The sequence below is a fragment of the Methylobacterium sp. A54F genome, assembly GCF_053346035.1.
In genome coordinates this window covers 1-24,190 of record NZ_JBKFBF010000025.1, presented here as the reverse complement: position 1 = coordinate 24,190, position 24,190 = coordinate 1, and the positions used below count along the sequence as shown (strand labels likewise).

General features: G+C 69.4%; 16 protein-coding genes and 2 rRNA genes. 8 read left to right on the top strand and 10 right to left on the bottom strand.

The window, feature by feature from the left end; all coding sequences use genetic code 11:
- Together ACLBXP_RS24725 and rrf are read left to right on the top strand one after the other, a co-directional pair.
- Positions 1–107 (top strand): 23S ribosomal RNA (locus ACLBXP_RS24725); the annotation flags it as partial.
- Positions 108–189: 82 nt separating this feature from the next.
- Positions 190–305: ribosomal RNA gene (rrf, locus tag ACLBXP_RS24720) — 5S ribosomal RNA — on the top strand.
- Between the two features lie 58 nt (positions 306–363).
- Here the strand turns inward: rrf and ACLBXP_RS24715 are convergent.
- Positions 364–1,416, bottom strand: coding sequence for a phosphatase PAP2 family protein (locus tag ACLBXP_RS24715; protein WP_447670487.1), 1,053 nt, complete (start codon positions 1,414–1,416; stop codon positions 364–366).
- Between the two features lie 84 nt (positions 1,417–1,500).
- Between ACLBXP_RS24715 and ACLBXP_RS24710 the strand changes: the two genes are divergently transcribed.
- From ACLBXP_RS24710 to ACLBXP_RS24695, 4 genes are all read left to right on the top strand, one after another.
- Positions 1,501–2,976 carry a hypothetical protein gene (locus tag ACLBXP_RS24710; protein ID WP_447670486.1) on the top strand — a complete coding sequence of 492 codons (1,476 nt, stop codon included), beginning with the start codon at positions 1,501–1,503 and terminating at the stop codon, positions 2,974–2,976.
- 148 nt (positions 2,977–3,124) lie between these two features.
- Entirely contained in the window at positions 3,125–3,835 is a 711-nt protein-coding gene (locus tag ACLBXP_RS24705) for a winged helix-turn-helix domain-containing protein (protein WP_447670485.1), read from the top strand.
- On the top strand, positions 3,832–5,253 hold the full coding sequence (locus ACLBXP_RS24700) for a HAMP domain-containing sensor histidine kinase (protein WP_447670484.1): 1,422 nt from the start codon (positions 3,832–3,834) through the stop codon (positions 5,251–5,253). Before ACLBXP_RS24705 ends, ACLBXP_RS24700 begins: the two co-directional genes overlap by 4 nt.
- A 12-nt stretch (positions 5,254–5,265) precedes the next feature.
- Positions 5,266–8,193, top strand: a complete 2,928-nt coding sequence (locus ACLBXP_RS24695; RefSeq protein ID WP_447670483.1) for a bifunctional [glutamine synthetase] adenylyltransferase/[glutamine synthetase]-adenylyl-L-tyrosine phosphorylase — start codon at positions 5,266–5,268, stop codon at positions 8,191–8,193.
- Positions 8,194–8,223: 30 nt separating this feature from the next.
- Here the strand turns inward: ACLBXP_RS24695 and ACLBXP_RS24690 are convergent, their stop codons facing one another.
- The 4 genes from ACLBXP_RS24690 to pepN form a co-directional block, all read right to left on the bottom strand.
- The gene (locus ACLBXP_RS24690) at positions 8,224–9,174 is read right to left on the bottom strand and encodes a DMT family transporter (protein ID WP_447670482.1); all 951 of its coding nucleotides are present in this window, start codon (positions 9,172–9,174) and stop codon (positions 8,224–8,226) included.
- A 95-nt stretch (positions 9,175–9,269) separates the two neighbouring features.
- Positions 9,270–10,277, bottom strand: coding sequence for a zinc-dependent alcohol dehydrogenase family protein (locus ACLBXP_RS24685; protein ID WP_447670481.1), 1,008 nt, complete (start codon positions 10,275–10,277; stop codon positions 9,270–9,272).
- A 49-nt stretch (positions 10,278–10,326) separates the two neighbouring features.
- Positions 10,327–12,699, bottom strand: a complete 2,373-nt coding sequence (locus ACLBXP_RS24680) for a PAS domain-containing sensor histidine kinase (protein WP_447670480.1) — start codon at positions 12,697–12,699, stop codon at positions 10,327–10,329.
- A gap of 193 nt (positions 12,700–12,892) precedes the next feature.
- Positions 12,893–15,511, bottom strand: a complete 2,619-nt coding sequence (gene pepN / locus ACLBXP_RS24675; RefSeq protein ID WP_447670479.1) for an aminopeptidase N — start codon at positions 15,509–15,511, stop codon at positions 12,893–12,895.
- A 1,204-nt stretch (positions 15,512–16,715) separates the two neighbouring features.
- Between pepN and ACLBXP_RS24670 the strand changes: the two genes are divergently transcribed.
- Positions 16,716–17,117 carry an STAS/SEC14 domain-containing protein gene (locus ACLBXP_RS24670; RefSeq protein ID WP_447670478.1) on the top strand — a complete coding sequence of 134 codons (402 nt, stop codon included), beginning with the start codon at positions 16,716–16,718 and terminating at the stop codon, positions 17,115–17,117.
- Positions 17,118–17,216: 99 nt separating this feature from the next.
- Here ACLBXP_RS24670 and ACLBXP_RS24665 read toward each other — a convergent pair whose 3' ends face one another.
- Genes ACLBXP_RS24665 through ACLBXP_RS24655 form a run of 3 tightly spaced genes read right to left on the bottom strand, consistent with a single transcriptional unit; the run spans position 17,217 to position 18,544 of the window.
- On the bottom strand, positions 17,217–17,927 hold the full coding sequence (locus ACLBXP_RS24665; RefSeq protein WP_447670477.1) for an LrgB family protein: 711 nt from the start codon (positions 17,925–17,927) through the stop codon (positions 17,217–17,219).
- Positions 17,920–18,312, bottom strand: a complete 393-nt coding sequence (locus tag ACLBXP_RS24660) for a CidA/LrgA family protein (RefSeq protein ID WP_447670476.1) — start codon at positions 18,310–18,312, stop codon at positions 17,920–17,922. The genes ACLBXP_RS24665 and ACLBXP_RS24660 overlap by 8 nt, the downstream gene beginning before the upstream one ends.
- A gap of 22 nt (positions 18,313–18,334) precedes the next feature.
- Positions 18,335–18,544: a hypothetical protein gene (locus ACLBXP_RS24655; RefSeq protein ID WP_447670475.1), complete on the bottom strand. Its 210-nt coding sequence runs from the start codon at positions 18,542–18,544 to the stop codon at positions 18,335–18,337.
- Positions 18,545–18,708: 164 nt separating this feature from the next.
- Here ACLBXP_RS24655 and ACLBXP_RS24650 point away from each other — a divergent pair, with 164 nt between their 5' ends.
- On the top strand, positions 18,709–19,851 hold the full coding sequence (locus ACLBXP_RS24650; protein ID WP_447670474.1) for a helix-turn-helix transcriptional regulator: 1,143 nt from the start codon (positions 18,709–18,711) through the stop codon (positions 19,849–19,851).
- Between the two features lie 1,324 nt (positions 19,852–21,175).
- Here the strand turns inward: ACLBXP_RS24650 and ACLBXP_RS24645 are convergent.
- Together ACLBXP_RS24645 and nikR are read right to left on the bottom strand one after the other, a co-directional pair.
- Entirely contained in the window at positions 21,176–23,194 is a 2,019-nt protein-coding gene (locus tag ACLBXP_RS24645; RefSeq protein WP_447670488.1) for a TonB-dependent receptor, read from the bottom strand.
- 232 nt (positions 23,195–23,426) lie between these two features.
- Entirely contained in the window at positions 23,427–23,873 is a 447-nt protein-coding gene (nikR, locus tag ACLBXP_RS24640) for a nickel-responsive transcriptional regulator NikR (protein ID WP_447670473.1), read from the bottom strand.
- Positions 23,874–24,190: the final 317 nt, after the last annotated feature.

Here is a 24,190-nt window from a genome sequence, read left to right as displayed (position 1 = left end):
AGAACTCCCTTGAGGGCCGTGGAAGACGACCACGTCGATAGGCCGGATGTGCAAGCGCGGTGACGCGTTGAGCTGACCGGTACTAATCGCCCGATCGGCTTGATCGCTCTCGTGATCCATGTCCGCACAAGCACACACGAACACAGACAAGACCTGAGCTTGCCGAACGCTACGATTGCGCTGCGCCGGCCTGGTGGCCTGAGCGGTGTGCCCCAAACCCGATCCCATCTCGAACTCGGCCGTTAAACGCACCAGCGCCCATGGTACTGTGTCTCAAGGCACGGGAGAGTCGGTCGCCGCCAGGCCCGCACAGCGCAATCCAGCATCCCCTCGACACGATCCACTACCGCAAAAGGCCGCCCCTCACCGGGCGGCCTTTTCGCGTTCAAGGCTCGGCGCGTTGCGCCACCTCGATGCGAGCGCGCCGAGTGCGAGCAGGGCGCCCGCGATCAGGTCGGGCAGGTAGTGGCCGCCCGCACTCAACGTCGCGATGGCCACCGTCAGGTTCAGCGCGATCGCGACCGGCCCGAGCAGCGGGATCGGCGCGAGCGCCCAGGCCGTGATGATGGCCAGGCAGACGTGGAACGACGGGAAGGTCACGAGGCCGCGCATCTCGCTGAGTGCGATAACCGGCATCGTCCCGTTCCGAAGTCGCGCCAGCGCGTCGAGGTGCCAGAGCGCCCCCACCGTCTCGATCCCCTCTGGGGGCAGGGCGCCAGGCCGATAATACGCGTAGGGACCGACTGCCGGCACCAGCGCCGCAATGGCAACCACCACGGTGAGCAGCACGGCAAACAACTGCAGGTAGGCCCAGAGCCGGGCGAAGCGCCGCGTCGCACTGAGCGCGATCACCACCACCCCGATCTGCGGCCCGCTCGAATGGTACGCGAGCGCCAGGATCCAACCGAGGTGCGGGTGATCCTCGAGCCAGCCGAGATAGCCGACCCAGTCGAATCCGAGGGCAGCCTCGATCCGCGCCAGGGATGGGTCGGCGAGCGGAAGTGCGAGCGTCGCGGCAAGCTCGTGCAGCACGCCGACCGCTCCCGTGAAGGCGAGCAGGAAGGCGCTCGAAAGGGCCATCGCCCGCAGGATCGGTTCCGGCTTCACCAGCGACCAGAACAGCGAAGCCCCGAGGAGGAGGCTCACCGTTCCAGTCAGGACCGCGAGCCCGAGCGGCGCCACGGTGATCCGCGCGAGCGACAGCCAGGCGAGATCCGCGGCGATCAGGAGCGCGACGAGGGCCCACAGGCCCGGATGGGGTGCCGAGAGCGCCTTGAGGGCCGGTCGCAGGTGCCTGAGGATGACCGGGCTGGCGCGGCGCCGGGCGAGAAACACCTTCCCTGCTGTGGATGTCGTGTGCTCGGCCACCATCGCTCCTCGACTGAAGGACCTTAGCCGCAACACGGCGGGACGCACGATGGTTTCCGGCCGCGACGGAGGGCTTAAGCCGATCTTCAGCGCTGCCCGGCACGGTGTGGGTCCTCCCGCCGAGATCCTCGCATGGCCGAGACCGCTGCCCTGCCTCGCTCCATGCCGGACCGGCGGTCGCGTCCCGGCGCGAGCGTCGCCCTCTTCCTCGGCATCCTCGCGTTCCTCACCCTGCAAGGGGCGGCCCTGCTCAACGACCCCGATACCCAGTGGCACGTCGCCGTGGGCGATCGCATCCTGGCCGACCGCGCGCTGCCCTGGACCGACCCGTTCTCGCACACCTTCGCGGGCGCCCCCTGGATCGCGAAGGAGTGGCTCTCGCAGCTCCTGCTGTCGATCGCCCACCGTTTCCTCGGCTGGCCGGGCGTGGTCCTCCTCGCCGGCGTCTCCGCGGCGGGGGCCTTCGCGCTGCTGCACGCCTGGCTCGCGCGACGCCTGATCTGGAGCGCCGCGCTCGGCATCACCCTGGTCGCGGCCCTCGCCACCGCGCCCCACCTCCTGGCCCGGCCGCACCTGCTCACGTTTCCGCTCGTGGTCCTGTGGACCTGCGGCCTCGTCGACGCCGTGGAGCGTCGGGCGGGCCCGCCCTGGGCGCTCCTCGTCGTGCTCGCGCTCTGGGCGAACCTCCATGCCGGCTTCACCATCGCCTTCCCGGTCGCGGGCCTCATGGCCGCGGAGGCCGTCGCAGGCGCCGCGAGCGGGCAACGCCGGGCGATGCTCCTGCGCTGGGGCGTCTTCCTCGCCGGCTGCCCGTTCGCCGCCTGCCTGACGCCCTACGGCGCCCACGCGATATGGATCACCGCCAGCCTGTTCGGCACCGGCGAGCCGCTGCCCTTCATCACCGAGTGGCAGCCCCTGCCCCTCGATGCGGCGGGCGCGGGCACGCGCGTAGTGATGCTGGCGCTACCGGCCCTGCTGGTGCTGCGCGAGCCGGGACGTCACCTGTGGCGGGTGCTGCTCCTCGCGCTCCTCGCCACCATGGCGATCAGGCACGCGCGCTTCCTCGATCTCTACGCCTTGATCGCACCGGTCCTCGTCGCGGCACCGCTGGCGCGCCTGTGGCCGGCCCTCGCTGCCGGGAGGCCTCCCCAAGCGCCGGCCCAGGCCCCGATCGAGGCGCGACTCGGAGGACTCGCGCCCCTGGGCCTCGGCCTCGTCTGCGCCGTCGCCCTGATCCGTCCCGTCGCACCCGACCCGGACGTGACGCCGGTCGCCGCCCTGGACGCGGCCCGGGCGCGCGGCCTGACGGCGGGGCCCGTCTACAACCACTACGATTTCGGCGGCTTCCTGATCGGAGCGGGTGTGAGGACCTTCATCGACGGGCGGACCGACCAACTCTTCCTCGGCGGCTTCACGCGCACGCTGATGGAAGCTCTCGCCGCGCAGGACGACGGGTCCTTCCTCGATCTCCTCGATCGATCCGGCGTGACCTGGGCCCTCGTGCGCACCGGATCGGACGATGCCCGTCACCTGAGCCGTGGCGCGGGCTGGGCACGGGTCCATGCGGATGCGGCCGCCGAGGTCTACGCACGGCGGCCGGGTGCCTGAACGAACTTACGGATCGTTCATCCTGCCGCGAGGCTGAGGTAAGGCTCCCTGGTCGATCATCTGGCGGATCATGGATCCCAGCCGGCGCGCCATGCCCTTTCCGCGCACGGCCCGCGGCCCTATGGATCGGAGACGTGGAACCGGTGTCATGCGTCTCCTGATCATCGAGGACGATCGCGAAGCCGTCGCCTACCTGGTCAAGGCCTTTCGCGAGGCGGGCCACGTCGCCGACAGCGCCGGCGATGGGCTGGACGGCTACGCGCTCGCCCGCGAGGGCGACTACGACGTGCTGATCGTCGATCGCATGCTGCCGAAGCTCGACGGCCTCTCGCTGATCCGGTCCCTGCGCGAGCAGGCGGTGGCGACACCGGTGCTCATCCTCTCCGCGCTCGGCCAGGTCGACGACCGCGTGAAGGGTCTGCGGGCCGGGGGCGACGACTACCTGCCGAAGCCCTACGCCTTCTCCGAGCTGCTCGCCCGGGCTGAGGTGCTGGCGCGCCGCCGGGCCGCGCCGGGGGCGGCGGAGGCCACCACCTACCGCGTCGGGGCGCTGGAACTCGACCGGCTCTCGCACCGGGTGACCCGGGAGGGCCGCGAGATCGTGCTGCAGCCTCGCGAGTTCCGCCTGCTCGAGTACCTGATGCGCCATGCCGGGCAGGTGGTGACCCGCACGATGCTGCTGGAGCACGTCTGGGACTACCATTTCGACCCGCAGACCAACGTCATCGACGTCCACGTCTCGCGCCTGCGCTCCAAGGTCGATCGGGGCTTCGAGCACCCGATCATCCACACCATCCGGGGCGCCGGCTACATGGTGCGGGTCGAGGATGCGCGCGGCGCGGCGTTCGGCCCGTCGTGACGCAGGCGGTCGAGGGCCCGCTCGCGCGCCTGCAGAAGCTCTTCCGCACCACGGCGTTCAAGCTCTCGATCGCCTACCTCGTGGTGTTCGCGGCCCTCGCGGTCTTCGCCCTCGGCTACGTCGCCTGGAGCGCCCGGCGCGTTCTCGACGACCAGATCCTCTCCACCATCGACGCCGAAATCAACGGGCTGTCGGAGCAGTACAATGCCGGGGGCCTTCGGCGCCTGATCAGCGTCGTCGAGCGCCGCTCCCGCGAGCCGGGCGCCTCCCTCTACCTCGTGACCACGGCGGCCGGCGAGCACGTCGTCGGCAATGTCGGCGAGGTGCCCGCGCGCATCCTTGCCTCGCCGGGGCAGGTCGAGTCGTCCTACAGCCGCGGCAACCACGAGGAGGGGCTCGGCCATCGCGCCATCATGCGCATCTTCACCCTGCCAGGGGGCTTCCGCCTCCTCGTCGGACGCGACACCGAGGAGCGGGACCGGTTGCGCGGGGTGATCAGCCGGACCTTCGGGGCCTCCCTCGTCCTGGTCGTGGTGCTCGGCGTCGCGGGGGGCGCCTTCGTGGCCGGCCGGGTGCTGCGGCGGGTCGACGCCATGACGGAGATGACGCGACGCATCATGGCGGGCGACCTCGACGGCCGCCTGGCGGTCGCCGGCAACGGGGACGAGCTCGACCGTCTCGCCCGGAACCTCAACGCCATGCTGGAGCGCATCGGTGAGCTGATGCGCGGCATGCGCGAGGTGTCGGACAACATCGCCCACGACCTGAAGACGCCGCTCACGCGCCTGCGCAACCGAGCCGACGAGGCGCTGCGCACGGCCGACTCGCCCGAGGCCCTGCGCCTCGCGATCGACGGCGTGATCGAGGAGAGCGACGGGCTGATCCGGGTCTTCGATGCGCTCCTGATGATCGCGCGGCTCGAAGCGGGCAACGCCCGCGAGATCATGGCGCCCTTCGACCTCACCCGTGCCGTGGGCGGCGTCGCCGAACTCTACGAGGCCCTGGCCGAGGAGCGCGGCCTGCACCTGGATCTCGCCGTCGCGGACGGGCTGACGCTGTACGGCAATCGCGAGCTGATCGGGCAGGCGCTCGCGAACCTCATCGACAACGCCATCAAGTACGGAGCGACGGGGGATCGCCCCGGGGGCCGCATCGCGCTCTCCGCCCGGCAGGCCGGGGGGGCGATCGTGCTGCGGGTGGCCGACCAGGGCCCCGGCATTCCCGAAGGCGAGCGCGAGCGGGTGCTCGACCGCTTCGTGCGGCTGGAGGCGGCGCGCTCGCGGCCCGGCTTCGGCCTGGGCCTCAGCCTCGTCAACGCCGTGGTGCGCCTCCACCAGGGCTCCCTCACCCTCGAAGACAATGCCCCGGGCCTCGCCGTCGTGCTAACCCTGCCGGCCCTCGCGGAAGGTTCGACCTAGGAGGAAGCGGGCATGAGCGTTCGGGAGAGCCTGCGGGCGCGCCTCGCGGCGGCGCCGGTCCTCGCCGATCCGGAGGCCGCGGCCGGGCGGCTCGCCGAGCTGGAGGCGGCGCGGCCCGGCATCGCCGGGGATCCACCGACCCGAAGCCTCCTCCTCGGCCTTGCCGACCATTCCCCCTTCCTGTGGGGGCTCGCCTTCCGGGACCCCGACCGCCTCGCGCAGCTCCTCGACGGGGATCCGGCAGCGTCGAGCGCCGCACTCGTGGCCGATCAGCGCGCTGCCGGGCGGCCACGGCCGGGCGAGGCGGTGGACCTCGCCGTGGTCGGCGTGCGGCTCCGCCGCAACCGGGCTGCCCATGCGCTTCTCGTGGCGCTGGCGGACATCGGCGGCGTGTGGGACCTCGACAGGGTGTGCCGGGCCCTCTCGGACTTCGCCGACGCCTCGGTCTGCGGGGGCCTCGACGCGCTCCTGGTCCAGGCGACCGAGGCCGGCCGCTTCCATCCCATCGATCCGGCCGAGCCGCAGGCGGGGTGCGGCCTCGTGGTGCTCGGCCTCGGCAAGCACGGCGCGGGCGAGCTGAACTATTCGAGCGACATCGATCTGGTGGTCTTCTTCGATCCGGAGCGGGCGCCCCTCAAGGAAGGGCTGGAGCCGACGCCGTTCTTCAGCCGCCTCGCCCAGGGCCTCGCGCGACTCCTGCAGGAGCGTACCGGCGACGGCTACGTGCACCGGGTCGATTATCGCTTGCGGCCCGATCCGGGCTCGACGCCGACCGCCATGAGCCTCAACTCGGCCTACGGCTACTACGAATCCCTCGGGCAGAACTGGGAGCGGGCGGCCTTCATCAAGGCTCGCGCCGTAGCGGGCGACATCGCGGCCGGAGAAGCGTTCCTCGCCGGGCTCGCACCCTTCGTCTGGCGAAAGTACTTCGACTTCGCCTCGATCGCGGACGTTCACGCGATGAAGCGCCAGATCCACGCGGTCCGCGGTCACGACACCCTCGCGGTGGCGGGCCACGACATCAAGCTCGGGCGGGGGGGCATCCGCGAGGTAGAGTTCTTCGTGCAGACGCAGCAGCTCGTGTTCGGTGGCCGCCGCCCGGCCCTGCGCGGCCGCCGCACCGTCGAGATGCTGGCCGGGCTCACCGCGGAGGGCTGGATCGGCGGGCAGGCCCGCGACGAGCTGGCCGCCGCCTATACCTTCCTGCGCGGCGTCGAGCACCGCCTTCAGATGGTCGCCGACGAGCAGACACAGCGGCTGCCGGCGGAGGCCGGAGACCTCGAACGCTTCGCGCGCTTTGCCGGCTACGCGGATCGCGACGCCTTCGAGGCGGCGCTCCTGAAACATGCCCGGCGGGTACAGGCGCATTACGCGCTGCTGTTCGAAGCCGAACCGGAGCTGACGGCCGCGGTGGGGGATCTCGTCTTCACCGGGTCCGAGGACGATCCCCGCACCGTTGCGACCTTGAGCCAGCTCGGCTTCCGCGATCCCCCGAAGGCGATCGAGATGGTGCGGGGCTGGCACTTCGGGCGGCGCCCCGCCGTGCGCAGCGCGCGTGCGCGCGAAGTGCTGACCGAACTGGTGCCCGTCCTGATGCAGGCCCTCTCCGGCACGCCGGACCCTGACGCTGCGCTCCTCGCCCTCGACAACGCCTTCGGGCGGATGCCTGCGGCGGTGGAGCTCCTGACCATCCTGCGCTCGCACGAGCGGCTGCGCCTGCTCTTTGCCGACCTCCTCGGCACGGCGCCGCGCCTCGCCGACACGGTGGCGTTCTCGCCCCACGTCCTCGACGCGGTAATCGACCCGGCCTTCGTGGAACCCACCACCGATGCGGCGGCCTTGGCCGGGCAGTTCCGCGCGCTGCTGGGCCGCCCCGCCGCGCACGAGGAGTTCCTCGATCGGAGCCGCGACGCCGCTCGCCAGCTCCGCTTCGTGACCGGCGCGCGGCTCCTCTCCGGCATCCTCGCGCCCGCCGGCGCCGGAGCGGCCTTCTCGGGCATCGCCGAGGCGGCGGTCGCCACGGCGCTCGAGGCCGTCACCGAGACCCTCGCGGCCGACCACGGCGCGGTGCCGGGCGGGCGCATCGCCGTGCTGGGCTTCGGCCGCCTCGGCGCGCGCCAGCTCACTGCCGAGTCCGACCTCGACCTCGTGGTGATCTACGACTTCGACCCCGAGCATCGCACCAGCGACGGCCCGCGCCCCCTCGATGCCGCCGTCGCCTACAACCGGCTGACCCAGCGCCTCGTGGCGGCGCTGACCGCGCCGACCCGCCGCGGCGGCCTCTACGAGGTGGACCTGCGCCTGCGCCCCGGCGGCGGCCAGGGCATGATCGCGACGCAGATGCGCAGCTTCCAGGGCTACCTCTCCGAGGAAGCGGAGCCCTGGGAGGAAATGGCGCTGACGCGGGCCCGGGTGATCGCGGGCGACGCGAGCCTCGCCACCGAGATCGCCGAGACGGTCCGCTCGGTCCTCTGCCGTCGGCGGGATCCGTCCGTCGTCAACGCGACCGTGCGGGAGATGCGAGCCCTCATCGCGAGCGAGAAGGGCGAGGGCGGGCCGTTGGACCTGAAGCTCGCGCCGGGAGGCCTCCTCGACCTCGACTTCCTCGTGCAGGCCCTCGTGCTCGGACACGCCGCCCGGCACCCGGACATCCTGCCGGACACCGCGGTGGACGCGTCGGCCGTCTTCGATCGGGCCGCCGGACACGGTTTGCTGCCGCGCGAGACGGCGGACCGCCTCGCGGCCGCATACCGCTTCCTCGACGACATCCACCACTGGCAGCGCCTGATGGTCGAGGGCGACGATCCCGGGACGGCGAGCCCCGTGGCGCTCGCACGCCTCGCGGTCGCGGCCGGATTGCCGGACACGAAGGCGCTGCTCGCGCAGCTCGAGGACGAACGCCGGGTCGTGCGGGCGGCGTTCGAGGCTGTGCTCGGTTAGAGCCGGTTCTCCCCTGCACCGCCGCTGCCTTCATCGGCAGGCCTGCCTCGACCATGCGGGGGACGAGCGCCACAGCCGCCGGCCGAGCCGGCCGTCGATGGCGACGAGGCCGCAGCCGATCAGCGCCACGCCGAGGCACTGCCGGAGATCGAACCGCTCACCGAGCACGCCTGCGCCGAGCGCGATCGCCCAGGCGGGAATCAGGAAGGTGACGAGCAGGAGGTTCGTCGCGCCCGCCGTCGCAAGGATGCGGAAGTAGAGCCCGAAGGCGAGGGCGGTGGAGAGCACGGCGATGGCGAGCACCGCGGCGCAGACCGTTAGGCCCGGCATCGGCAACTGCCAGGGCCGGTCCACCGCGAGGGCAACGGGCACGATCAGGAGCGACGAGGCCGAGACCTGGCCCGTGGCCGCCACGAGCGGGGCAACCCCCATGCGCGCGAAGCGGCGGCCGAACACGCCCGCGCAGGCGTAGGACACGGCAGCGCCGAGCAGGGCAATCTGCGCCAAGCTATCGCCGCCGAGCCCTGTCAGCAGGGCCGGACCGACCAGCACGGTGACGCCGAGGAGGCCCACGAGCACGCCGGCGAGCCGGTTGCCGGTCATCCGCTCGTCCGTGGTGAGCAGGTTGGCGATCACCACGGTCGCGAGCGGCGTCGTGGCGTTCAGGATGGCAGCGAGGCCAGAGGCGATGTGCGTCTGCCCCCAGGCGATGAGGCAGAACGGCACCGCGTTGTTGAGGAAGCCCATTCCGAGGAAGGCCCGCCAGCGTTCCGGGTCACGCGGCAGGCGCTTGCCGGCGAGCGGCAGCACCAGATTGAGCACGAGGGTCGCGAGCCCGACCCGAAGCGCGACGAGGGTGACGGGCGGCAGCGCCGTGAGAGCGACGTGGGTGAGGAGAAAGGTGCCGCCCCAGAGCCCGGAGAGCAGGGTCAGCATGGCCCATTCGGGCACGGTCATGGGACGGTTCACGACAGGCGGCATGGCAGGGCTCCACGAGATCGTGCCCCTGCCTTAGGACGCCGGCCGGACCCCGCGCGTCCCGCTTCCTGCTCCCGATTCCAGCGGCCGCAAGGCCCTCACATCTCCACGCAGATCTTGCCGACATGCGCCCCCGACTCCTCGTGCCGGAACGCATCCGCCAGGGCGTCGAGTGGGAAGGTCCGGTCGATCACCGGCCGCAGGCCCGTCGCATCCAGGGCGCGGACCATGTCCTGCTGCTCCCTGCGGCTGCCGACTACGAGGCCCTGGAGGCGCTGGTGGCGCAGCATCAGGGCCGCGGTCGGCACGCTGCCCTCCCAGCCGGTGAGGATGCCGATGAGGGCGATATGTCCGCCGATCCGGCAGGCGGTGATCGACTGCGCCAGGGTGCCCGGGCCTCCGACCTCGATCACGTGGTCGACGCCGCGGCCGCCCGTGAGGTCGAGGACGCGCCGGCCCCATTCGGGCTCGCGCCGGTAGTTGATGACAGCGTCGGCGCCGAGCGCCCGCAGACGTTCGAGCTTCGCGTCCGAGGACGAGGTCGCGATCACCCGGGCACCCATCGCCCTGGCGAGCTGGAGGGCGAAGATCGAGACCCCGCCCGTGCCGAGCACGAGCACGTCGGCACCCGCCTGGATGCGGCCGTCGACCACGAGCGCGCGCCACGCGGTCAGGCCGGCCGTGGTGAGGGTGGCGGCCTCGGCGTGGCTGTAGCCTCGCGGGGCGCGCGTGAACCAGGCCGCGGGGACGCAAACCGCCTCGCGCGCGTAGCCGTCGACGCCGTCGCCGGGCGTCGTCGCGAAGTCGGCCACCGGCGGCGCGCCGTCGAGCCAGGTCGGGAAGAAGCAGGACACCACCGCGTCGCCCGCGGCGAACTCGGCGACGTCGGCGCCCACCGCCTCGACGACGCCCGCCCCGTCGGACATCGGGATGCGTCCGTCCTGCGTGGGAATGGCGCCCGTCGCCACGGCGTAATCGTGGTAGTTGAGGGAGCTGGCGTGCAGCCGCACTCGGATCTCGCCGCGTCCCGGATCACCGGGATCGGGCCGGTCCGCGACCGCGATGCGATCGAGCCCGAAGGGCTGGCGCAGGGTTAGGGCCTTCATCCCGATCTCCTCCCGTAGGACGGCCGGGACGATATCGGACCGCCTCGGCTCACACCACCGCGGGCTGGTGCGGGCTCGGGCGCACGGAGGCGCCGGAGGCCTCGCGGAGCGCGGCCAGGGTCTGCTGCGAGCCGGCCTCCATGGCCAGAACCTCGAGGCGCTCGCGGGTCGGGGCCGGCAGGCGCACCAGCACGATGGTGCCGAGCCCCTCCTCCGAGCGGATGCGCAGGCGTCCGCCGTGCATCTCCGCCATCGAGCGCGCGATGGCGAGGCCGAGGCCCGAGCCCTTGTGGCTCCGGGTCAGGTTGGCCTCGACCTGCGCGAAGGGCTCGCCGAGCTTCGGCAGGGCGGCCTTCGGAATGCCGATGCCGCTGTCCTCGATGAACAGGTGGACGTGATCGCCCGCCGGGCGGCCCCGTACGATCACCCGCCCGCCCGTGGGGGTGAACTTCACGGCGTTCTGCAGGAGGTTGCTGAGGATCTGGTGGACCGCCCGCTCGTCGGCCAGGAGCGCCAGGCCGGCCTTGAGATCGACGCTCACCGTGATCGACTTCGCCCGTGCGGCTTCCGCGACGAGCTTGACGGCGGTGTCCACCGCTCGCCGGGCCGGCAACTCGCTCCGGACCAGCCGGACACGCTGCGCCTCGATGCGGGACATGTTCAGGATGTCGTCGATGACCGAGAGCAGGTAGTGGCCGCTCGTGCGGATGTCCTGGCAGTACTCGGTGTAGCGGGGCGAGCCGAGGGCGCCGTAGACCTCGCTCTCCATCAGCTCCGCGAAGCCCAGGATGGCGTTCAGCGGCGTGCGCAGTTCGTGGCTCATGTTGGCCAGGAACTCGGATTTCGTCTGGTTGGCGGACTCGGCCGCCGCTTTCTGGTCGAGGTAGCGTTCGGCGAGGTCGGCGAGCTGCTGGGTCTGGACCTCCAGCGTGCGGCGGGAGCGCTTGAGATCCTTCACGGTCTCGATCAGCTCGCGCTCGGAGGCGACGAGCTGCTCCTGGTGCCGCTTCAGGCTGGTGATGTCGGTGCCGACCGAGACGTAGCCGCCGTCCTTGGTGCGCCGCTCGCTGATCTGCAGCCAGCGGCCGTCCGTCAGCTCCGCCTCGAAGGTGCGGGCGGTGGCGCCGGCAGGCTCGCTGTCGGGCATCTCGCGGCGGATCCGCGGCAGCACCCCCCGCCCCATGATCTCGCCGTAGCGGCGGCCGGGCTGGGCATCCTCGGGGCTGAGGGCGTGCAGGTGACGGAACTTTGAATTGCACAGGACGAGGCGGTTGCTCGTGTCCCAGAGAACGAACGCCTCGGAGATCGCCTCCACCGCGTCGCGCAGGCGCATGTCGGCGGTGGCGGTGGATTCGAGGAGGTTGCGCTGCTCGGTCACGTCGACCGCGATGCCGACGAGGTGGCGGCCGCCGTCGGCGGTGTCCGGCACGATCTCGGCGCGCGTGCGCAGCCAGGTGTAGGTGCCGTTCGCCCCCCGCATGCGGAAGGCGTGGTCCACGGTGGTCTGGCTCGCCGCGAGCCCCCGGGCCAGGCTGTAGAGGTCGCCGTCGTCGGGATGGACGAGGGCGTTGACGTCGCCGAAGGACAGGAACTCCCGCTCCCGCCGGTAGCCGAGGAGCGCATACATCGAGTCGGACCAGTAGATCCGCCCGCGGGGGATGTCCCAGTCCCAGAGGCCGCAGCCGCCGCGGCCGAGCGCCGTGTCGAGGCGCTGCTTAATCTGCTCGCAGAGGCGATCCGCGGCCTGTGCCCGGCGGGTCTGGAGCGCGTAGGCCAGGGCGATGCCCACGATCACGAGGCTCGCGGCCCCGAGCAGGATCGCCTGATGGCGGGCCCGGCGACGCCAGCTCGCGGTCGCCGCCTCGACGGATTGCAGCACCGCGATCCGGCCGGTGCCGCCGGAGATCCGGCGCATGGAGGCGAGGGTCTCGCGTCCGTCCGCGAGCGTCAGGACCATCACGCCCGCGCGTTCCCCCAGCGTCGAGAGCGCCTCGGCCTCGCCGAGCACCTGCGCCAGGGTCTCGACGTGCTTCGGCAGTGCCGGATGCGCCGCGAGGATCCGCTCGTTGCCGGTGACGAGGAGGACCTGGCGGCCCGGCGGTCCGCCGTCCGGCATCAGGGCGCTCAGCCGCGCGACGGCCTCTGCCTCGACGGGCCGATCCCCGAGCGCCGCTGCGGCGAGGCGCGTGAAGGCATCCACGTCGGCGACGGCATGGGTCAGGATCTCGTCGCGCTGGGTCTGGAGGTGCAGGAAGGCGACGCCCGACAGGCAGGCCAGGAACGTCGCGACCAGGGCCGGCACCGCGTAGCGCAGCCACGCTTCGGCCTGGACGAAGCGAACGTGCGCGGCGGGCGACGGCCGGTGGATGCCAAGAATCGTATCCGCGCGCGCGGAGAGGGAAGCGGAATCCGCCTCCGGCATGGTCGACCTCGTCGCTCGCGTGGAGTGCTCCGGAGCGCCAAGAACGCCGGCCCCGAATCGCAGCTATATGATCATTCCCGACCCGCGGTTGTCCACGGCTTTGTGGGCCCGGGACTTGACAGGAGGCGCCTTAGCAGGGACCCGCCGTGCCGGCGGTCCAAATCGAAATTTTGATCTGTTAACAGTGAGTTAACTAAGATTTCAGCATGCGGCCGAGAATGTCCGAGACGTCCCGCGAGAGGCCCTCGCGGCCCCTCAGCCCGCGCAGAATTTCCTCGGCCGCAGAGGACCTTGCGGGCTCCAGCATCCGCCACGCGCCGAAGGCCGTCAGAAGCTTGGCTGCAACCTGCGGATTTGTTGCATCGAGGGCACCAACCGTGTCGGCGACGAGGGCGAATCCGGCGCCGTCGACCCGCGCGAACTGAGTCGGGTTGCCGTGCCCGAAGCTCCCGATGAGCGCCCGGACCCGATTCGGATTCGTCATCGCGAAGGCCGGGTGTTCGCGCAGGCGCGCGATCCGCTGGAGGGTGCCGTCCTCGGGAATCAGGGCCTGGATGGCGAACCACTTGTCCAGCACGAGCGGCTCGTGTCCGTAGGCCTGTCCGAAGGTGTCCAGCGCCGTCTCGCGGGCTTCGCCCGGCATGAGCGCCAGGGTCGAGAGCGCCGCGAGCCGGTCCGTCATGGTCGTCGCGGCCTCGAACTGCGCGGTGGCCGCGCGCGCGCCGCGCGCCGGGTCGGCGACGGCGATCAGGTCGAGGGCGGCGTTGCGCAGGGCCCGCCGGCCGGCTGAGGCCGCATCGGGCGAGAACGGGGTGCCGGGCGCGTCGGCGAGCGCGTCGCGCAAGGCCTCGAGGCGCGGGCCCAGCACGTGCCCGAGCCGGCGCCGCAGGGCTTCGCGGGAGGCGCGGATCGCGTCGGGGTCGACGTCGCGGCCCCGCTCCGTGGCGGCGTCGCCCTCGCTCGGGAGGGCGAGCATCAGCGCCGCGAAGGCGGGGTCGCCGAGGGCCTCGGCATCCAGGAAGGCGCCGAGCGCCTCCGCGAAGGCCTCTCCGCCCGCCGGGTCGGCGCCCGCGCCGGCGAGGACGAGCCGCATGGCGATGCCCTGCGCGGCCTGCCAGCGGTTGAACGGGTCCGTGTCGTGGCGCAGGAGCGTCAGGCGCTCCGCGTCCCCGAGATCGCTCTCCAGCCGGATCGGCGCCGAGAAGCCCCGGAACAGGGACGGGACCGGGGGCGCATCGACCGCCTCGAAGCGGAGGGTGCGCGTCGGCGAATCCAGCACGAAGACGCCCTCGACCACCGCGGGGCAGCGCGCCCCGGGCAGGGGGCCGTCCGGGCCGACGAGGCCGAGGGCGATCGGCATCACGAGGGGCGGCGCGCCGGGAGGCGGGCTCTGGCGGAAGGCGAGGTCGTAGGTCCGGGCCTGCGCGTCGTAGCGGCCCTCGACCGCGACCCGCGGGGTGCCGGGCCACGCGTACCACTGCGCGAAGGCCGAGAGGTCCTGCCCGCTCTCGGCCGCGAAGGCGGCGAGGAAGTCCTCGACGGTCGCGGCGCGCCCGTCGTTCTCGGCAAAGTAGCGGTCCATGCCCGCCCGGAAGGCCGCGGGGCCGATCAGGGTGCGCAGCATCCGCACGATCTCGGCGCCCTTCTCGTAGACGGTCGCCGTGTAGAAGTTGTTGATCTCCGTGTAGGCGCGGGGCCGCACCGGATGGGCGAGGGGCCCCGCGTCCTCGGCGAACTGGCGCGCGCGGAGGTTGCGCACCTCGCCGATGCGATGGACGGCGCGGGAGCGCATGTCGGAGGAGAATTCCTGGTCCCGGAAGACCGTGAGGCCCTCCTTCAGGCAGAGCTGGAACCAGTCGCGGCAGGTGACGCGGTTGCCCGACCAGTTGTGGAAGTACTCGTGGGCGATGATCGCCTCGATGTTGGCGTAGTCCGCGTCGGTCGCGGTCTCGGGGCTCGCGAGCACGTACTTGTCGTTGAAGATGTTGAGGCCCTTGTTCTCCATCGCGCCCATGTTGAAGTCGGAGACGGCGACGACGTTGAACACCCCGAGGTCGTAGGGGCGGCCGAAGGCCGTCTCGTCCCAGCGCATGGAGCGCACGACGGCATCCAGCGCGTAGCCCGCGCGCTCCCCCTTGCCGGGCTCCACGTAGACGGCGACGCGGACGGCGCGGCCCTCCATGGTGGTGAAGTCGGTCGCGACGTGGTCGAGCCGGCCGCCGACCAGGGCGAACAGGTAGGCGGGCTTCGGGTGCGGGTCGTGCCAGACGGCGAAGTGCCGGTCCGTGCCCGGCACGTCCCCGGTCTCGACCGGGTCGCCGTTGCCGAGGAGCACCGGAGCCTCCGCGCGCTCCGCCTCGATCCGGGTGGTGTAGACCGAGAGCACGTCCGGCCGGTCGAGGAAGTAGGTGATCCGCCGGAAGCCGTCCGCCTCGCACTGCGTGCAGTAGACGCCGCTCGACCGGTAGAGGCCCATAAGCTTCGTGTTGGCGCTGGGGTCGAGCTCCGTCTCGATCGTCAGCGCGAAGGGCCGCTGCGGCGGCTCGGCGATCGTCAGCCTGTCGGGGGTGGCGGTGAAGGCCTCGGCCCGCAGCGGGCTCCCGTCGAGGCCGAGGCCGGCCAGCACGAGGCCGTCGCCGTCGAGCACCAGGGGCGCGCCCGCCTCGCCCGCCGGGTTCGGGCGCAGCGCCAGCGTGGCGGTGACCCGCGTCGCGTGGGGGGCAAGGCGCACGTCGAGATCGACCCGGTCGATCAGGTGGTCGCTCGGCCGGTAATCCTCGAGGCGGATCGTCGGGGAGGTCTCGGTGCGCATGGGGTCGGGCTCCCGTCGGGCGAGGAGGGTCCCGCGCGTTCTACCGGCTGGGGTCGGCGGCGCAACCGGGCGCCCGTCGTCTCAAGCACCCGTTGATCCGAGCACCCGGTGACCCCAAGCCCCTGTTGACACCAAGCCCCCGTTGACCCGAGTGCGGGCGGGGCCAGATAGGCCCCATTCACGGAGACAGGCGGACAGCCATGGAATTCCTGCACACCATAATTATGGAGGCAAATTTTTCCGGAATACCAGGGCTAAGACAAGTCAGATAAGTGCAGATGGGTTCGGAGGGAGCCGGATCCATACAGATATTTTCTTTCGAATTGCTTGTGAGGAGCGCCTCATTGGTGGCCGCAAATCCTGTCGTTGAGCATCGCGCGCGGTCGGCATTGAGTGGTCCCTGAGGTTCTGGCACGTGATGAGCGTGGCCTTGCGGTACCAGAGTGCCCTAGCTGATGGTAATCGCGCGTCTAGACGGGGCGACCAGCGGAAGAGATGTGCACAGTCTATAGACTGTTTGTCACATTCAGTGGTTTGGCCTCCATGGTCCGATTCTGCTGAGCTTGGCTCAAACGGCTGAAGCGCACCGGTGATCGTATGGCCAGCCTCGTAGTCGGGATGTGCTGCAGGTTGCACGCCGAGCATTCAGAGAAGCTCGCGCGGTTCGCCACGGAGGGCAGGGTAGGTTGATCAGCGCATGAACGCGCCTATGGAAAGCGCCGAGGCGAGGTTTAGCGAAATGACGGCCCGTTCCAGGAGTTGAACGTGGATCTCGGTGACCATGGTTCGCCTCTCTCGACCTGGGCGGTTCGTGTATTCACTGGAAGATTCGCTGTCTGCTCAGCGCGGTGGAGACCGGTTGCCGGTGACCACCAAACCCTGATCTGCCGCCACGAAGCGGATGTTCCGCGTTCGACCCATGCCAGCCGTGTGGAGGGCGATTGGCGCTACCCAAAAGCGGTCATTGGCCGGGGCGCGTTTTGATCCAGGAATACCCCTGCTCCGCGATGTGATTCGATCGCGAGGTTCGACGCGAAAGTCGGGACTCAGCTCGGCCTGCTCGAATTGGGTAAGGTGGGCTTGTCAGATTTTCACACCTCGACCCTCGCCACGCCCTTGAGTAGGGCGATGGCTGTCGAGGATCAAACACAAGACTCAGGCCGTTGAATGGGACCGCCGTTCACCAGCGGGGTGGGAGGGCTTCATGAACACGGCACCAGACGGAACGATCGTCCAGAGGGATGCGCCCCGCACCGACCTTCTCGCCTTCGAAATCAAGAACAGAATCACACAACCCGATATGGAGTGGATGTCCTCGATTGCCGACGCGGCGATGAAGACGCACACCAAGATTGACATGCTACTCATCATGTCGAACTACGAGGGCGCCGACGCGGACGCTAAGCACGACGACTACTCCAACGACGTGAAGTCCCGCTCGGTCGAGCACATCAGGAAGTACGTCGTGGTCGGCGCGCCGCTGTTTGCTAGGGCGATGATCGCGCTCAACGGGCTCATCAAGCCTGTCGAGACCAAGACCTTCGCACTCGCCGAGGAAAGGGACGCCTGGGCTTACCTCGCAGAGGCGGGACCGGCTACGACCTGAACCCCGAACGACGGCTGCTCATGGTCATCGGCCGAACTAGTCGGCGCCGCGCTGGTTTGCCGCCCTTGCAATGGTAGTCGCCGCGGTGATCGTGAGCCATCAGAGCCCTCTCATCGCGAGGGGCAGGAAGACACCAGTCAGTAGGCCGTTCAGGCTCATTCCGAGCCCGGCGAACGCTCCGGCCACTTCGCTGATCTGAATGGCTCGCGCCGTCCCGATGCCGTGACCCGCGATGCCAATCGCGAGACCTGTGAAGCGGTCGTCTTCCACGCGTAGCCAGCGCTGGATTGCTGGACCGGCTATGGCGCCGACAATACCCGTGCTGATCACCAGGACCGCCGTGAGGGCAGGGACACCGCCAATCGCCTCCGAGATCCCGACGGCAATGCCGGTGGTGACGCTTTTCGGCGCGAGCGAGAGCAGCGTGATTTTGCTCGCGCCCAGCGCCCAGGCGATGCCGACGGCGCTGAGGACGCCGGTCGGCAGTCCTACGAAAAGTGCCGCAGCAATCAGACCACCCGAGGCGCGGATCAGTGCCGTTTGCCGATACAGCGGCACCGCCAACAATACGACGGTCGGCGCGAGCAGGAACTGGATGAAGCCCGCTCCGCGCAGGTACGTAGTATAGGAGGTCCCCGTGACGTTGATCATGATCACCACCAGGATGATCGCGATCAACGTCGGGTTGAGGAATGGATTATTTCCGCTCCAGCGCGCAAGGCGGACTCCCGCTAGGAAGGCGAGTACTGTGGCACCGACCTCCAGGATCGGCTGCTCGGCCAAGGTGGCCCAGGTATGCGGATCAGGCACGAAGGTCTGCCTCCTCGATCCTGCCGACCTCTCCCTGCCTTCGACGCCTAGCCCACGAGCGGACCAGCACGAGGCTGGTGATCGTCGCCAGCAAGGTGACGACAGTGCCGCCAATGATCGCCGCGAGGATGGGGACGAACTCAGCCCGCAGGACATCCGCGTGGGCCACAACGCCCACCCCCGCGGGAACGAAGAGCAGGCCGAACAGTGCGAGCATCCGGTCGGCCAGACGACCGAGGTCGTCGGGCAACGTCTTGTGCCAGAGCAGATCCAAGTAGAGCAGCACGAGTCCGGTCACGGGCCCAGGCACAGGCACGAGACCGAGCCGCGTCAGGATCTCGCCGAGCCCCAGCCAGACGATCACGCGTGCGATGGCTTCAAGCATGGAACTAGGAACTATCGGGCGATCAGTTCTGGAGCGAGCAGTTCGTCACGTCGCCTGTCGGCAGAACGTCGCAGATCGTGACGACAGGCGTACCAGCCTGAGCGGTAGCCGAGGCCAGACTGGTCGGCGGCGCGGTCAGCATGATCGCCCAGAAGGCGGCGGCGGCCAGGGCAAACGCGGCTGCAAACAGGGTCAGGTTGCGTCGGCGCGTGGAAAGTTGGGTCGCAATCATCGATCAGCCCTCCGAATGACGCACATTTGTGCATCGCGGAAAAGCTACGAAGGCAACGACAGGTTGTCCTCCCCCGTTTGCGGGAGATAGATTGTTTTCGCTGGTGCGGGTCGGATCCCGGGCGGCGCGAAAGCATAGGCGCCCGGCCGAACGACCGTGAAACCTTGGGGGCCTACGTGGACGCGGCCGAACTGTCCCGCCTCATCGAGGCGATCTACGATTGCGCCATCGATCCTGCGCTCTGGCCGAGCACGCTGGAGCAGATCGCCGAGGCGGTCGACAGTCCTGCCGCGACCCTAAACGTGATCGACTTCGTGACGGGGGCCGAGCGCACGCTCGTCTACGCGGGGATCTCCGAGGCGTACCAAACCCTCTACCGCGAGCGCTACCACTGCACGAACCTGTTCCTGCACGGGATGATGCTGCGCCCGATCGACGAGCCGACGACCTCCGACGAACTCGTCGACGAAGCGGAACTCCTGAGCAGCCGCGTCTATCGGGAATGGGCTGCGCCCCAAGGCTTCCGCCATGTCATGCTCACGGCGTTGATCCGGAACCAGGCCCGGCTCGCCTTCCTGGGCGTGACCCGCGGGTTTGCCCCCGGGCGCTACGGGGCACGGGACAAGGAATGCATGACGCTGCTCGCACCCCATGTCCGGCGTGCCATCACCATCGCGGACCTGATCGAGCACAAGAGCCTGGAGCGCAGCCGCTTCGGGGACGTGGTCGATGCCCTGGCGACCGCGATCCTCATCTTGGATGGGACGGGCCGCCTCGCCCATGCGAACCCAGCCGGTAAGGCGCTCCTCGAGGCGGGCGACCTCCTCGTGCAGCGCAACGGCGTGGTCGAGGCGCTGGATGCCGCCTCGGGGAGCCTGCGTCTGACTCGGAACGCGGGCACGCAGGGCGAAAGCCACGCCATCACGCTTCGGCGGGGCGGCGGCGACACGGCCATCGTCACGACGCTCGCGCTGAGGTCCTCGCGGCGCGGCGCCATCGCGGCGGATCCCGAGCATGTCGCGGTGTTCGTGCAGGACGGCGCCTCACCCAACATCATCGAAACGCTGGGCCGCACGTTCGGCCTGACGGGCGCGGAACTGCGGGTGCTCCTCGGCCTCGTGGAGGGCGCGACCACGCAGGACTTGGCCGCACGTTACGGCATCGCCGCGTCGACCGTGCGCACCCACCTGAAGAGCCTCTTCGCCAAGACCGGTACGAACCGGCAGAAGGATCTCGTCGCGCTGCTTTTCGCGGTGCCGCCGATCCGAACCAATCCTGAGCCCATCGCGGGCTCACCGACATCTTGAGATCCGGCACCACGACCTGACCGGGCGTCCCGCTTCTCCAGGGGTCGAGCCGCGTCCGCCACCCTTTCTCTGCAGGTCCATCGCACGCCACAGGCACCCGCGAGATGGCGAGGGAATCGCTCGAAGCGTTCGTTCGCAAAAACGGGCCAGACCGCACCGGTCCAGCCCGTCGAAGTGAGGGTGACGCTGCTCGGGAGAGGAACGTCGCGCCCCTTCTGCCTTGCAGCTTTGTCGATTCGCGTCCCTCAAACGGGGGAGCACCCGGCGCTCATGCGGGTGATGACAGCGACCGCATCTGTTGCTGGGCGACTATATGTTGTCTTTAGAAACTTGCTCTGCGCAAGCTTTTGCTACCTCTATGATCGGTAGATTTGAGTGGCCCGCCGCCTTCGAAGTTTCGTCAAGGCAGGTTTGTATACTGTTACGGGAAGCAGGTGTACCGTTCCCTGCATCCATCCCGCGCAATAAATTGTCTTTATCCCTTGGTGATGATCCAGCCCAGGCTTGCATCGTGTCTCCCACCTCCAGCGCTAGGGCAGGCGTTGCCACGACGAAAAGAGCAAGTGCGCTAGCGGTAAGAAGGCGCATTGGTATGACCTCGGATGATGGAAAGCGGCAACTGCACGCGAAGGTCGTCCGGCGGTGAGCCGCGGCAGGAGCTCGGGCGGTCTCGAACGCCCGAGCCACCAGCGAAAGTTCAGCGACTTGAACTAGGCTCGGATGGGGCTTCGCAGACTGCGCACTGCTTGAGGCAAAAACGCGCAGTACGCCTTCGACATCATCATGTGGCAAAGCGTCAGCGTCTGCTTTGTCCATCTCTCGCTCTGAAGCGGAACATCGCAAATCCACCCAACACAGCCGTTCAGCGGTGCCCGCCAACGCGACCGGAGCTGGCCGAAAGCGGAACGACCGCTTCGGAGGAGGCAACCCGGAAAGGCGGACGAGCTCCTACCGACCCATGCCAGTCATGCGGACAAACATCAGTGCTTTTAGAAGCAGACACTGGTCGGCTGCCCGGCAACTCCCACCCGGGGTGGACAGCAGCGGTTCCTCAAACTTCCGGGCAAGGTCCGGATCAAGACCCGTAGCAGCCGATCCGACTATGCCGCCCGGCGGCTATGCGGTTTGCCACGACGCGACACCCCCATCCCTTTGCGGGTGTCGCATTTGACGCCGTGACTGTGCCAGCCCTCCTGGGCCCCCTGTTGCCAGCCGTGATGGCAGCCATGGGCCGCGGCTGGGCTGATCCACACCGCGGCCAACAGGCCGAGCGAAGTAGCAAGGATGCGCATAGGGACGTCCTTCTTGAACCAGGGATCAGAAGCTAGAACCGGCCAGCCAGCGTGAGCCGCACGGCAGTCGGTTCAACCGGATGGAAGTGACGGTCGGCGACGCCGTCCGCGCTCTCACCCGGCAAGCGGGATACGTAGTAGTAGGTGATCTGGTCGGCCTTGGCGTTGGTCAGGTTGAGGATGTCCAGGGACAGGCTGACCCCGTTGTCGAAGTTGTAGCCGATCCGGCCGTTCAGCAGCGCGGTCGCCTTCGAGCGCACCGAGTTGTCCTCGATCAGCGGGCGTGGGCCGAAGTAGCGGAAGCGCAAGGACCCGAACCAGCCAAGGCCCTCTCCGAGGGTGATGCCAGCCGAGGCGATGATGGTGGGGGCTTCCGGTACGCGACGGCCGGCCGGATCACGGTCAGCGAACCGGGCATTGGTGACGGTCAGGTCGCCTTCGAGCGCCAGCCAGGGCGTGACCGCGTAGTGGTTGCTCCACTCGATGCCGAAGCGCCGCGTCGGCCGACTCGGCTCGGTGGTGCCGGTATCGCCCTGGAACAGGTTCTCCGAGGCGAAGTCGAGCTGGAACAGCGCCAGCGAGGTTTCCAGGCCGGTGATGCTGCGATTGCGGATGCCGATCTCCGATCCGGTCGAGGGCACCAGGAAGGGCGAGCGCTGGACGTTGAACAGCGGGCTGGCCGGGTCGATGGTGGCCGTGACCCCGCGCGCATCGTTCGAGTGGAAGCCGCCGCCGTAGTTCACGTAGAGTTCGGTATCGAGCCACGGCCCGAACACCGCGCCGAGTTTCGGGTTGACGATGCCATCGCGGGCGCGGCCCGAATTGGCCGGCGTGTCGGAACGGACGTCGGCGTAGTAGCCGTCTGCCCTGAAGCCGACGCTGGTGCGCAGCCAGTCGGTCCAGCGCACCCGGTTCTCGTAGTAGAAGGCCGCGCTCGCCTCGAGCACCCGGTCGTCCAGCACGGTCGAGCGGTACTGACGCTGGGTGGTGTTGAACAGGCCGACCCGAATGTTGTCGGTGCGGGTCTGGAACCCGATCTCGTTCTCCATGGGCAGTCCGAACAGATCGCCGAGGAACGTGCGGGAGACCTCGCCCCCGCCGAGTACCCGGCTGTCCCGCTGGCGGAACTGGTCGCCGTTGACGGGATCGTTCAGGAAATACGTGAAGTTGTTCCAGAGGTTCATCTGGTAGCGGATCAGGTAGGCCGAGGCCCGGGTGACACCGCCCGCATCCGATTGGCTCCAGCGCCCCGAGAGCGAGAAGCGGCCGGTGTTGCCGCCGTCGCTCGGGTCCAGGGTGCCGTAGCGGCCGATGATGCCTTCCGCGACCGCACGCTCGGGGATCTGGTTGGTGGCGTTCCACTTCGCCCAGTAGGCCATGCCGGTCACGGCGAAGCCGTCGAGCGCTGTGCCCTGGCTGTAGCGGACGACGCCGTTGAGCTTGGCCAGGCGATCCGGCACGACCCAGGGTCCGTCGTAGGTCTGCGCCTCACCCGCCACCAGCAGGCTGCCGTCGCCGAGCGGCACCGACGCGGCCGACAGCGCGCGCTTGAGCCCGAAGCTGCCGATGGTGTTGAGCGCGATGTTGCGGTTGAGCTTGTCGAGGTAGTCTATGCGCACCGAGCCGGCAGAGGCAAAGTCGCCGTCGCGCACGAAGTAGGGGCCCTTGTGGAACTCTACCGCTCCGACGAGTTCGGGGATTAGGAAGTTCAGGTCGGCGTAGCCCTGACCGTGAGCGTGGGTGCGCATGTTGACGGGCATGCCGTCAACGTGGATCGCGATGTCGGTGCCGTGGTCGAGGTTGAACCCGCGCAGGAAGAACTGATTGGCTTTGCCCTCGCCCGAGTGCTGCGTGACGATGAGGCCGGGCACCTCCTCCAGCACCTCGCCGGGGCGGGTCACCGGACGGCTGTTGATCTGCGCCCCCGTGATGATGCCGGCGCTAGCGGCATCGACGGGGCGCAGGCCGCCGCCGATACCGGTGATGCCACCGACATAGCCGGCGCTGGCGTTCGGCGTCGCTGTGGTGGTGGCGACCGGTGCTTCAGCGATCACAGAGATTTCCGAGAGGCTGACCGCATCGGCGGCTGGAGCAGCCCATGTCGGACCGCAGCCAAGCAGCAGCACGCTGGCCGTACTGAGCAGCGTCCGGCGAAGGCAGGAGGCATCGGATCGGCTTGTGAAGGGCAACGGCGTTCCGAACTTGGCGGGTGCGCGCACCTTGCACGCCCTGCGTATGAGAAACATACGCAAAGTTCACACCGCCGGCTGTGGCCGCTGATCCTCAGCGATCGCTAATGTCGCCGTGTTCGTGGGTTTGCTCGATAGGACCAATGCTCTCCGGGATGAGATGCAGGCGGCCGTAACGCACGCCGCGCTGGGTGATGACGCTGTCGGCATAGCTTTGCATGGCAGAGACAGACCCGCGCAGCACTGCCACCTCCAGGCAGTCGTCCCTGTTCAGATGCACGTGCATGCTGGCGATGGACACTCCGTGATGATGACCTCCGTCAGTCAGGCGGCGTGCCAAGTCGCGGGTGCCATGATTGTAGACGTAGCTCAGCGCTCCGTAGCAGGGCGCATTTCCAGCTTCCGTCGCCTGCGTGGGGGCGACTGAGTCGCGAACAAGATCACGCACGGCTTCAGAACGGCTCCTGTAGCCGCGTTCGGCGCAGAGGCGGTCCACGGCGGCCAGCAGGTCGTCGTCGATCGTGATCGTGATGCGCTGCATGCCCGTCCCAATGGCTGACCCGGGTTTCTGGTAAGACCATCGGGGCGGCAGGTGAACAGTCACCCGGCTTGGGGTCGCGAGCGGGCGTGGCGACAACGTCCGCTTGCACGCATTGTCGCCCGAAAGCGGACTGGCGGAGATCCACCCATCTGAGACGTTCATCTGGGCGGCCCGCGGCGGCCGATTCTGGCCGATTTCGTTGAAAAACTCGTTGGCGGCCGAGATCGGAGAGGGGCGGGATGAGCCCTCGCCCTAGGGCTGGGTGTCGCCAGCCAGTCAGGCCGGGCTCGGCTGCGGGATCGGAAGGAGCTTTGCGA

What these genes read in the sequence shown, in the direction of transcription:
- ACLBXP_RS24710 (WP_447670486.1), top strand. Translation starts at nt 1,501, where the DNA reads ATGGCCGAGACCGCTGCCCTGCCTCGCTCCATGCCGGACCGGCGGTCG.
- ACLBXP_RS24705 (WP_447670485.1), top strand. Translation starts at nt 3,125, where the DNA reads ATGCGTCTCCTGATCATCGAGGACGATCGCGAAGCCGTCGCCTACCTG.
- ACLBXP_RS24695 (WP_447670483.1), top strand. Translation starts at nt 5,266, where the DNA reads ATGAGCGTTCGGGAGAGCCTGCGGGCGCGCCTCGCGGCGGCGCCGGTC.
- ACLBXP_RS24690 (WP_447670482.1), bottom strand. Translation starts at nt 9,174, where the DNA reads ATGCCGCCTGTCGTGAACCGTCCCATGACCGTGCCCGAATGGGCCATG.
- ACLBXP_RS24685 (WP_447670481.1), bottom strand. Translation starts at nt 10,277, where the DNA reads ATGAAGGCCCTAACCCTGCGCCAGCCCTTCGGGCTCGATCGCATCGCG.
- ACLBXP_RS24680 (WP_447670480.1), bottom strand. Translation starts at nt 12,699, where the DNA reads ATGCCGGAGGCGGATTCCGCTTCCCTCTCCGCGCGCGCGGATACGATT.
- pepN (WP_447670479.1), bottom strand. Translation starts at nt 15,511, where the DNA reads ATGCGCACCGAGACCTCCCCGACGATCCGCCTCGAGGATTACCGGCCG.
- ACLBXP_RS24670 (WP_447670478.1), top strand. Translation starts at nt 16,716, where the DNA reads ATGAACACGGCACCAGACGGAACGATCGTCCAGAGGGATGCGCCCCGC.
- ACLBXP_RS24660 (WP_447670476.1), bottom strand. Translation starts at nt 18,312, where the DNA reads ATGCTTGAAGCCATCGCACGCGTGATCGTCTGGCTGGGGCTCGGCGAG.
- ACLBXP_RS24655 (WP_447670475.1), bottom strand. Translation starts at nt 18,544, where the DNA reads ATGATTGCGACCCAACTTTCCACGCGCCGACGCAACCTGACCCTGTTT.
- nikR (WP_447670473.1), bottom strand. Translation starts at nt 23,873, where the DNA reads ATGCAGCGCATCACGATCACGATCGACGACGACCTGCTGGCCGCCGTG.